We start from the raw sequence: 2,544 nt of genomic DNA, 5'->3' as shown, positions 1-2,544 counted from the left end.
ATGCATCCCACAACATTCCCTCACTCCTGTAGCCGCACATAAGGTCGATCGGCGCGTCCGTGATCGAGAACCTACCGAATATTCGGCGATCGACCTCGATCTACGACGAGCGTGGCGACACCGTTCCGTCTTGACCTGCCCCGTGACGCATCGACCCGGGACATCGCCATAGAGAAACTTCCGCCGACCTGCGCGAGCCGGCATACGCAGCTCTCCCGAGGTAACGCAACCGATTGTAGCGGGGGGAAATAACGGCGGGAGCCTCGGAAACTACGCAGACCCGGACACGGAAGTGGGCGTTGCCGATGCATGCCTCTCGTGGGCAATCGTCCTGGCCGCAACGCGACGGACGCAGTGTAAGCGGTTTTAACGGCTGTCAAAAGCAACCCGGCAGCTCGGACCGTCCTCTGAAGCTGTCCGGTGCTGCCGCCGTTCACTCACAGACCTGCAAGTCCCCACTCGAGGCGCCAACGGCCGTTGCCTTCTTGACCGTTTTCTTCACGCTGGCGCAGTGTTGAGCGTGCACGAGATATTTTGCTTTCACAATCGGTACTTCACGGTGAACGTCGGTGTCGCCCCATCCCAGCGGCGCCTGTCGGCTTGATCGTTCGGAGCCATCACACATCTGCACGCACAACATGGACGAAATGGATGCAGTCACTGCGCCGATGGCCACCGCACGACTGCAGCACCCGCCATCAGTGAATACTTACATAACCCCGCCAAAATGGGCCCCGAACGGCGCTGACCGACAGCCATGTTATTCTTCGGCTGACGGTGGGCGGGTCGAAATGATACCGTCCGGCTCGCCGCGCTGTAATCGCGGTTCGCCGCGGCAATTCCGAAAGAGACTATCCGGCGTGCGGAAACGGATTGATGTTCGAGACGTAGACGACTGATCGTTCAGGTTAGCCCATCTGGACAACCAAACAATGCATTGCGGCAGCGGGCGTGGCCCTCCTAAACCGCCAGAGGCATAGAGATGACGATCGCTGCAGCACAGCCGCTCAACGCAAGCGTCTTACCATCCGATCAAAGCCTGCGGGCCCTAGACGGCGTCAACTTGTTTGTAGCAGGAGTTCTGGCCGGCTTTGGACCATTCGTGGCCGTCTTTCTTGGTGATCAGGGATGGTCGCAAGAGAAGATCGGCTTAGTATTAAGTGCCGGCGGCATAGCCGGCTTGTTGACCCAGTTGCCCAGCGGCGAGCTTCTTGATGTGGTCCGGTCGAAAAGATTCCTTGTCGGCCTGGGCACCATCATGGTCGGCCTTGGTGCTCTCATCATAGCCCTCTGGCCGACGTTTACACCGGTCTCAGTCGCCCTGGTGCTGCAAGGGATTACCGGCGGGTTTCTTGGACCGGCTATCGCGTCCATCAGCCTTGGTCTTGTCGGTCACGATTTGCTTGGTGAGCGGCTCGGGCGCAATCAGCGCTTCAAGTCCATCGGGAGCCTGGCCGCCGCAGGGATTTTGGGCGTCGTCGGATATTTCCTCTCAAACCGCGATATCTTTTTCACGACTGCCGTACTTGTGCTTCCGGCGCTGGTCGCCCTCGTCCGGATTCGTGCCGACGACATCCATTTTGGCCGGTCAGTGGGCGCGCCGGATCACCACCATTCTGCGCGGCCTCCTCGAATCCGTCGCCGAGCGTTCTGGAGGAACCGCTATCTGCTGATATTCGCAGGTTGCCTGTTCATGTTTCAGATGGTCGATGCTTCGATCTTGCCGCTGATCGGTGGAACGTTGGGGCACGCTGAGGGAAGTCGATCAGCGCTCATCATGTCCGGACTCGTTATCGTCCCCCAGATCATCGTCGCCGTGATGGCGCCATGGGCGGGCCGGCACGCCAACAGCTGGGGCCGACGACCGCTTCTGCTCCTCGGATTCGGCGTTTTGCCGATTCGTGCTCTCCTCTTCACCGTCGTCGCCGACCCGATGCTGCTCCTCGCCGTACAACTCCTTGACGGAGTCAGCGGAACCGTGCTCGGCGTGCTGCAAGCATTGGTCATTGCTGACTTGACCAGCGGCACCGGCCGATTCAACTTGGCGCAAGGTCTCGTTGGCGTCACGTCTGGCATTGGCGCTTCGGTTAGCACCACACTGTCCGGCGTGATAACCGCGAGCTTCGGGCGCGCCGCCGGGTTCCTGGCCTTGACGCTGACGGGTTTGGCAGCGGTTGCAATGGTCTGGCTTTTTATGCCGGAGACAAAGCCATCGGGCCGATGAGGTGCCGTCCTTTTCGCCAAGATTGGTCAGGTTCACGACATGGCTGCTGGCTCCACGGGCGTCGATTAACTCTGCAAGCGAGCAACATTTTAGTGACTTGAGCGTTCGACTAGGATGCGCGTTTCGCGGGATCGTGAGCAACGATTTCAGAGGATCGTGGGCTGGGGCAGTTCTTTCGTTCGACGTGGCGTGATCGTTGTAAACTGCAATGAATTCCCAAGCTATTCGACGCTCGTGCCCCGCGCGGTGGACGATAAACTGTCGGGGTCGCGACCGCGGCCGCGATGTACCTTTGTGGACTTGGAGACCCACTATTGTGG

Annotated in this window: 1 protein-coding gene; it reads left to right on the top strand. The window is 59.7% G+C overall.

Annotated elements, in window-relative coordinates:
- Nucleotides 1–982: 982 nt before the first annotated feature.
- Nucleotides 983–2,224 carry an MFS transporter gene (locus tag WB528_RS27740; protein ID WP_423892536.1) on the top strand — a complete coding sequence of 414 codons (1,242 nt, stop codon included), beginning with the start codon at nucleotides 983–985 and terminating at the stop codon, nucleotides 2,222–2,224.
- Nucleotides 2,225–2,544: the final 320 nt, after the last annotated feature.

Source organism: Bradyrhizobium sp. (assembly GCF_049586575.1).
Taxonomy (GTDB): Bacteria; Pseudomonadota; Alphaproteobacteria; order Rhizobiales; family Xanthobacteraceae; genus Bradyrhizobium.
This window is presented reverse-complemented; position numbering and strand designations above follow the sequence as displayed.

Coding starts and splice junctions, on each gene's coding strand:
- WB528_RS27740 (WP_423892536.1), top strand. CDS start 983: ATGACGATCGCTGCAGCACAGCCGCTCAACGCAAGCGTCTTACCATCC.